Source organism: Bartonella vinsonii subsp. berkhoffii ATCC 51672, assembly GCF_902825225.1.
In the GTDB taxonomy this organism is placed as follows: Bacteria; Pseudomonadota; Alphaproteobacteria; order Rhizobiales; family Rhizobiaceae; genus Bartonella; species Bartonella berkhoffii.
On record NZ_CADEAK010000024.1, the window covers coordinates 1 to 7,680 of the forward strand.

A 7,680-nucleotide genomic window follows, 5' to 3' on the forward strand; every position below is an offset into this window, starting at 1 on the left:
AAAACCGCCTCTGCTTCGCTTAAACGGTGAATACTCAATTCCAACTCAAGGGATAACGCCAAATCCACACAGAGTTTAAGCTGTTCTCCAATATCAAAACCGCGTTGATAATCGTCATAAAGACCAATAAGCGTATTGGATAATTCTTTGTCGCATAAAGGGATCATGCCAATTCCTCCACATCACGGTTTTTCCATGCCGCTTTGACATGTTTAAGTGTTACCTCACATCCATCCCCAAGCGCTGCCATGCGTGCCAACATCATGGTCTTGTCAATTTGCCGCAAAGCACCAGCCTTTAAGCCAATCCCTGTCAGAAATTTTATCGCCCCAGGATCTTCAATCCCCCAATCATGGATACGCGCGGCAATATCCTCACTATAGGGTTTGCGACGTTTCAGATGCATTGCCAAACGGCTTTTAATTTGCGCATAAGAGGGTCCATTTTGACGATGGACCAAACGTCCAGAAATCTCATCATTGCCAACCAAAGCTAACCCTGTGCCATTGATATCAACAAAATGGCGCAATTGATTAATCGCCTCATCCGTTAAATTTTGCGCCTCATCAACAATCAACAACGTGCCACTCCCCACACGCTCTAATTTCTTGCCAATCGCACGCGTTAAGCGGGTGGGATTATATTCCACCACTTCTAATTCTGCTGCCATATCATTCAAAATACCATGAACACTGCGCGTATGCGGGCTTGCTGTCACCAAATAAACATGCGGGCGCGTTGCACGGTAATGGCGGCATGTTTCTGTCTTGCCACTGCCCGCATCAAGCGTAATCATCACCATATCACCCGTGCTTTGTGCCAACGTTAAAGTGTCAATGATCTCACTGGCAATACGATTCCTCTGAAAGGCTGGCTTTTCAGGGATCTTCTCCAAAAGCCCCGCCGTTTCTTTTAAAACCTCAACCCATTGTTGAACCTTCGCATTCTGCTTGCCCAATTGCCCCGCATAACTCCCCGCATACCATTGCGAAAATGTCCCATCCGGCATACCAATGCGCCGCGCCACTTCCGCCTTAGACCAATCATTCATTTTTGCCAAAGTTCTCACCGCATCCACAAGCTCGTTCCATAAAGCAATATCATCACTATTGCGGTTTTGTGCTGTTCCACTGGGCTGGATTTTGGGTCGCGCCCAAGTATTTTTATCGACCGTTGCATTTATCGCGTTTTTCATCTATAATCCCCTCTTGTATTGATTTTAGACTATTGAATGGGTAGGCTCCCACCTACCCATTCGTGTTATTCTTCAAGCCGTACGCGATACTCAACCGGCTCCCTTACAAATCTCCCCCTGCACCTTTTCACTCAAAGGGGAAACTTAAATCACTCCATACTCCTCACCCAATAAGGCAAAGACGCATAAAAACTGGATTCTATTGATTTGAAATGGATAAGACTTCTTCCCCCCTTTCTTTGTTCATTCTTCAACCCCGCCCATGGACCTAAACCAGTCCCCTTAAATCCCCCCTCTCCTTTTCCTATTGCTTAGGAAACTTTATCACTTCACGCCCCTCATCAGACGCCGAAAGCTTTCTCAAAGCTTTATGCAAATGATGGCTAAATTCTTGGGCTTCCAAAGCCTCGTCCTCCTTCGCTTGCAAAGCTAAATTCCCCACATTGTTTGGAACCAATCTCGTAACCTTTGGCTTTACCGCAGCCTTGGATTTGAACGCTTCACCCTTTTTCTCAAGACGCCCATAAACATCTGCCAAGTGATCAGGCGCAAGCTTTGCCGCTAGCTGCTTTTCTGCTTTAACAGCCTTCACATACTCTTTACGCAAACGCCCATTGAGACGTGCCGCCTGCTGGTCGTAAAAACCAACATCGCAAAGACATGGTGCCAAACAAATCAACCGATTATGCAAATCATAAACCCGCAAATCCTGATGCAAATGATCCGGATCAAAGCGTACAATCACCTTTTGCCCCGCATGCTCATTCAATGCCCGCGCCCAATAACGATTGCCATAAAAATGGATCTCTCCCGTGCCCTTTTGCGCACGCAATCCTTCAGATGTTAAAAGCCATAAAGCCCGTTGCGCCGCTGTTGCTTGCCGAACAATCGTCCCATCGGCTTTTAAACTCTCAGCAAAGGTCTCATCAAAACTGCGTCCCGCACAATTAACCGCCTTGCGCCCCGTTTGCGCGTTGTGCGCACAAATTTGCGCGCCAACATGGGCTTTAAACGCTTCAAATCCTATCGCGCGCTTGCCATAATCTTCAGGCTTAGCATCCGGTTTATTGCCCGTATAAGCTCCCGCACAAAAAGGATGCTTCGAAATCGCTTCTGCTAAATCACGCCATGCTCTCTCAATCGGTTTAGACTGCCCGCTATAAGGTGTCGTCCATTGCAATTGCACACCCAAGCTCGTCAAAAGCCCTTGCGGATCATCCGGCTTAATCTTAAAGCGAAAACGGTTTTGCACTCCCCCAGAAATCCACTTGCTGGTAAAGGCACGCCCATTATCCAAAGTCATTCGCTCCGGTATCCCATAAGCCTCCACCATATCCCCAATCACCAAACGCACGATTTCCCAAGTCTCGGCATCAGACAAGCGCCACGATAAAATCTTGCCCGAATAAAGATCTTGAATAGCTATCAAATAAAGCCGCACAGGCTTCTCCGCCCAAGGCACATGCACAAAAACATCCAGCTTATGCCCGTCCATATTCACCGCTTGCAAAGCATGCAGACTCGAGCGATCACGCCGTTGTGCCGGATAAAGCTTTTTTGCTTTTTCTTCTCCCTCACGCGCCAAAACCACAACCGCTTTGGAAACTTGTGCATTAAAACGACGCCGCAAAGCCCGCTCTGAAGGTATTGGTGCCCAACCCCGCTCCTGCGCAACCGAAACCATGCGCCGATAACACGCCGAAAATGCCGGTTTAGAGGGGCGCAAATAATCCGAACAAAAAACCTCCCACGCTCCCTCATGACAAGGAGAAAATTGCGAAACATTCTCCTCACCATAACAAGGCGCTAGCGCTGCCAACCAATCAGGGCGCTCATACCCCTCCACCATCTGCCGCCAATTAAACAGCGACATCCGGCTCACACCAAATTGCACCGCAGTGCTTGTTGCCGCATCATGTACGCCTAGACCGCCATGGATCAAATCATTCATAAAACAAAGTGCCTTCAAACGCTCTTCACAACGCCTTTTATGTGCCTTTGAAAGCCCCTCATAACGCACCCAAATGCTTGTCTTTTGCTCCACATTTTGCGAAACATTCACCCCTCCATATCGCACCAACAATGCCGCCTTTGCCCCCTCCGGCAATAACGAGATGTGATACTCCCAAACCGGCTTGGTTTTGCCACCTACCTTCCTAGAAAGTTCAGAATTTTTTCTCCAATATGCGCGCCCATGGTTTTCAAGACTTTTATAGGTCGATGGCAACCCTGGCAAATGAGCCTCAGCCAATTCGGCAATACTAAACCATTCTTTCATGGCTGCCCCCTTTTAATGCGAACCGGCGTTGCGCGCATAGCCTTTAACCGTGCCGCAATCTCCCGCTGTTCCTGCTGAAGCCTAGCAATCTCTGCTAACCGCGCCTCATCCCCTTGCAACAACAACAATCCATCTTCACTCACCACCTCATCCCAGAGCCAAAATGCCTCTGTCGCCCGCACAAAGGCTTTAAAACGCGGCAGAGAAATATCCACCTGCTTACTTTCCGCAACATAAGCATCCAAACTCGCCTTGCTTAAACAACCAATCCCTAAATAATGCGCCATACGCTCTGCAATCACACTGCGTTCAACCCGGCATTCGCGTAAAGCCCGCGCCATGGCACGCTTCATGCGTGAGCGAAACCGAACCAAATCAATCTGCGCAACGGGTTCACGGCAGGGAAAGACCGGCTTTTGAAAAAAATCAAGCTGTTGGGAAACATGCCTCTTCATGCCTGCTCCTCCCCCCGTTCTCTTGCAAGATAATCACAAAACCGCTCCCGCGTTTGCGCATCCGCCCTTTGCCACACCCCTAATAACTGCGCAAAAATCCGTTCCTGTTCATTAATTTGCGGGGGTATATTAATGCCATTGACCAAATCAACAGCCCGCCGTAAATCCCCCTCATTCTGTTGCAAAGCAACCGCCACCCGCCGTTGCGCAACCGGCTCCATCTTCGCTAACTTCAACAATTGTGCCTGATTATCCGCCAAGGCGGTCCCACGCAAAACAGAGCGTAATTCTGGCTGTAGATGCTGGGCAATACAGTTAAGACGTTTTACAACATCTTGAGAAAAACCAATGCGGTCCGCCACATGTTTAGCAAAAGATAAAACTGTCCCTTTGCCATTTAAGTCACCATCATTTGGCAAAGGGTAAACTTTACCCTTTGCCACTTTGTCTCCTTCACACCCGATTTTATTGTGATCTGAAGTTGCATTGCTGTCCCTTTGAGAAATAGGTGCAAGTTGCACCAATTTCTCAAAATCTGTCTCACCACCGATCAAAGGTGCAACTTGCACCTTTGATTTTCTATCCCCACCACGCTTAATTTCTCCATACTTCTTTTCCCACAATTCGCGGTAAGTCTGGACAAACAAGGCACGGTCAATAACAGACAATTCATTGCGAAAGAGGTTTTCTGCAACTTCTAAAAGCGCAGCATTGTCCTTATCAGCCTGCACCACAACCGCATCAATGTCACTATAGCCCAAAAGCTCCGCAGCACGCAGCCTGTGAGCACCAGCAATAAGTGTGTAATTGCCCTCTTTAGCATTGGGGGTATGGCGCACCGTAATCGGATTCATCAATCCCTCCCGCGCCATCGATTGCGCAAGTGCCTTGGCATGCTCATCATCCACAGGGCGGATACGCTCGGGCACAACAATCACATCAAGAGCAAGCCTTTGAAACTGTGCCATCACGCCGCCGCCTTTCTGATCTCTTTTAAAAACAAATCCATCGCACGCACAGACCATCTTTGATAAGCTTTGGCAAAGACAGGTTCCATTAAACGCCGGTTAATCACCTGCAGAGACAGAGAAATAGAAGTCCGCTGCCGTGCCTGTATGGCAACAATACGCCGCCGTGGCACCTCAAACTGATAATGCAAGATATGAATAACAATCTGTCGTGCTAACGCCGCATCAAATAAGCCATGCGGAGGGTCAATAATATACCGGATCGGAAGATGCTTAAATCCACCACTCACCGCCTTAAAAGAACAGGAAAGCATCACCTCTAAACGTTCAACTTCTGAATAAGGATTGATGATTTCTCTTTTTGCCTCTGGGGTCCATAAATTACAAGCAGTAACCATAACGCCCCCCTATAAAAACAATATGACCACCATCTAATCGCCAAAGCCAACCCATAAAAACGGCTGCCTGACAACACAACTCTATGCAATTTATCTTGCCCATTTCGTATTGATCTTTAGACATTGATAAACCTTTTTATCTTATGGTATTTACATTCATGGCAAATGCGCAAAAACGCAAAGCCGTGTAACGAAGTTTAAGCAGCGTTACCACGCAAAGCGGAATGCTTTATCGAATCCGTATTGGCATGTTTTGCTGCTTTGAAAATACGACGGCGACTTTTGGGGTAGCGGTCGTTAAAAACCTGCTCGACGGGCAAACCGATAAAATCGGCTATGGCACGTTCGGCTTTCTCATTAGGCCGTGTCCAAATGTTTTTGACACTGGATGACGGTATTTGATAAGCTTTCGCGAGCTCCGCCAAGGTCATATTACGGCGGCGTAGCTCGGCTAAAATACTATGGCGATCCCATACTTGTGTGATAGTCATAAACTTCGCTCCTGCTTCAAACGGATGCTCCCACATCCGTTTTTTGTGGGGTTCTTTGTGTAATAACCGTCTTTTTTTACAGACGGTAATATGAGGTATATATCAAATATTTAACTTTGTAAATAAAATATTTGATATTGGAGTGATTTTTTTGGCACGCCCTGAAAGAGAACCTAAAACAGAACTCGCAAAACGATTGCGTGAAATAAGACGAATGCTCGGAAATGAAGAGCGTGGAATTTTCGCGCAACGCCTTAATTTACAACGAGGTACTCTTGCCAATTATGAAATTGGAGCACATGAGCCAACCTCTTCAGTAATTAATGCCTATCATACAGCCTATAACATTAATCCCTATTGGCTCGTTACGGGTGAAGGTGAAATGTTTAGTGACATGGCAAAGGCGAAAGCAGCAGGTTTTAAAGCGCCTACCATTCCTACTGGTCTCATGAAAAAACTCGGTCGCATAGCTTATACAACCTATCGCGATGCAAATATAAAACTCCCCCCTGAAGATATAGCGGAATTAGCGGCAGAGCTTTATAAAAAGTTGCAAGAGCTTGTTCAAAACATAAACGACAGTGAAGAAGTGGAACTTACTTTGCCTCTTCTAAAATTGCATTTAAAGCGTCAAATAGAGGCTGAAAGAGTACATCTAGAAACTACACAAGATACGGCTTAATGCCCCTTTAATATGAAAAATGAAAGTGGAAATCTTTTTACATTAGAAAATTTATGCAATATATTGATAAATAATGTTTTTTAATTCATTTTTAGAGATTTCCACTCACATATGGAAATCTTTTTTGCTTTTTTTGTCATTTTTGGCTGTTTTTAAAACTGGTTGCACTTTTTGTTTCATTTTTTTCAAAGGGTCTTCAAAGGCGGTTTTCTGGGCTTTCACAGACTTTTCAAAATTTTTCACAGGGTTTTCAAAGACCTTTCAAAGCCTTCTCTCATTTTTACCTTTGAAACGCACTTTTTTCTGATTTTCGCTCTTTTTTTGCAATTTTAGGTGTCAAAATACAATTTTACAAAGAGTACATTTAATGGTAAAAAATATCCATAAAAACAACAAATTACCACGTATTCCTACCTAATCCCACCTCTTCCCACTTAGTATAAAACCTAGTGTCAAACTACACGGGATGTGTGAACAAAGGTTCGGGAATAGCATTTCGAATCATGACTCTACAAAACGTATCTTGTTCTGCTAACTTCCTCTATTAATTTTTTAAATTCTGCTAAGCCCTCTTATGAAAAACTACGGTTGAGTCTCTTGACGTCAACTCGTAGTGTTGTACATTGTGGTACAAGTTAAATAGGAGATTTAATAATAGGCAAAATTCAAGCGCGTATACCTGATGAAGTTCAAGAAATTGCAAGTGCAGTCATTAAGTCCACAGGCTTGACTGTATCGGATGTAGTGCGCATGTTTATGACGCGCATTGCTAGAGATCGAGCTTTACCGCTTGATCTATTCCAACCCAATCCAGAAACATTACAAACTATAGAAGATGCCGAAATGGGACGCGTCGAACGCACATCATTAGAAGGTTTACGAGCCATGATTCGCGAGGATAGAAGCGAAGTGCGTAAATCTGAAAAACGAACCTAATCTTACTATGCGAGAAATTGTCTATACCCGTTCATTCCACCGCGATCTTAAACGCGAAAGCAAAGGGAGATCTGAACTACGTTTATAACTGAATGCATGATCTATGGAAAGAAAGTTTTTACAAAACACCTTCTTCAATATGATAGCTTTTCTAATTCTTTGAGAACCATTGTTTTAAATGTGCAAAAACATTGTCTATCGCATCCATGAGGCGGGCAAAATCGAGGATCAACAAAAAGAGAAAAAAAGCTATCCACTTCATCAAGCGAGACATCAT

At 45.1% G+C, this 7,680-nt stretch carries 10 protein-coding genes; 2 read left to right on the forward strand and 8 right to left on the reverse strand.

The window, feature by feature from the left end:
• Positions 1 to 163: 163 nt before the first annotated feature.
• The 7 genes from J7R10_RS07405 to J7R10_RS07435 all read right to left on the reverse strand — a co-directional run bounded on the left by J7R10_RS07405 (position 164) and on the right by J7R10_RS07435 (position 5,785).
• Positions 164 to 1,195, reverse strand: a complete 1,032-nt coding sequence (locus J7R10_RS07405; RefSeq protein WP_010705308.1) for an AAA family ATPase — start codon at positions 1,193 to 1,195, stop codon at positions 164 to 166.
• A 304-nt stretch (positions 1,196 to 1,499) separates the two neighbouring features.
• Positions 1,500 to 3,473 (reverse strand): transposase domain-containing protein, encoded by a 1,974-nt coding sequence (locus J7R10_RS07410; RefSeq protein WP_010705309.1) that lies wholly within the window; start codon positions 3,471 to 3,473, stop codon positions 1,500 to 1,502.
• Entirely contained in the window at positions 3,470 to 3,928 is a 459-nt protein-coding gene (locus tag J7R10_RS07415; protein WP_010704497.1) for a hypothetical protein, read from the reverse strand. Before J7R10_RS07415 ends, J7R10_RS07410 begins: the two co-directional genes overlap by 4 nt.
• Entirely contained in the window at positions 3,925 to 4,896 is a 972-nt protein-coding gene (locus J7R10_RS07420; protein ID WP_010705310.1) for a ParB/RepB/Spo0J family partition protein, read from the reverse strand. The genes J7R10_RS07415 and J7R10_RS07420 overlap by 4 nt, the downstream gene beginning before the upstream one ends.
• Positions 4,896 to 5,294: a hypothetical protein gene (locus tag J7R10_RS07425; RefSeq protein WP_010705311.1), complete on the reverse strand. Its 399-nt coding sequence runs from the start codon at positions 5,292 to 5,294 to the stop codon at positions 4,896 to 4,898. Before J7R10_RS07425 ends, J7R10_RS07420 begins: the two co-directional genes overlap by 1 nt.
• Positions 5,278 to 5,418: a hypothetical protein gene (locus J7R10_RS07430; RefSeq protein WP_192813160.1), complete on the reverse strand. Its 141-nt coding sequence runs from the start codon at positions 5,416 to 5,418 to the stop codon at positions 5,278 to 5,280. The genes J7R10_RS07425 and J7R10_RS07430 overlap by 17 nt, the downstream gene beginning before the upstream one ends.
• A 73-nt stretch (positions 5,419 to 5,491) precedes the next feature.
• Positions 5,492 to 5,785 (reverse strand): helix-turn-helix domain-containing protein, encoded by a 294-nt coding sequence (locus J7R10_RS07435; protein WP_010704494.1) that lies wholly within the window; start codon positions 5,783 to 5,785, stop codon positions 5,492 to 5,494.
• A 151-nt stretch (positions 5,786 to 5,936) separates the two neighbouring features.
• On the opposite strand from J7R10_RS07435, the gene J7R10_RS07440 reads away from it, so the two are divergent.
• A complete protein-coding gene (locus J7R10_RS07440; protein ID WP_010705312.1) occupies positions 5,937 to 6,467 on the forward strand; it encodes a helix-turn-helix domain-containing protein in 531 nt (176 codons plus the stop codon).
• Positions 6,468 to 6,572: 105 nt separating this feature from the next.
• On the opposite strand, the gene J7R10_RS07445 is transcribed toward J7R10_RS07440, so the two are convergent.
• The gene (locus J7R10_RS07445; RefSeq protein ID WP_169728255.1) at positions 6,573 to 6,710 is read right to left on the reverse strand and encodes a hypothetical protein; all 138 of its coding nucleotides are present in this window, start codon (positions 6,708 to 6,710) and stop codon (positions 6,573 to 6,575) included.
• Between the two features lie 411 nt (positions 6,711 to 7,121).
• On the opposite strand from J7R10_RS07445, the gene J7R10_RS07450 reads away from it, so the two are divergent.
• Entirely contained in the window at positions 7,122 to 7,403 is a 282-nt protein-coding gene (locus J7R10_RS07450) for a type II toxin-antitoxin system RelB/DinJ family antitoxin (protein WP_208436398.1), read from the forward strand.
• Positions 7,404 to 7,680 lie beyond the last annotated feature (277 nt).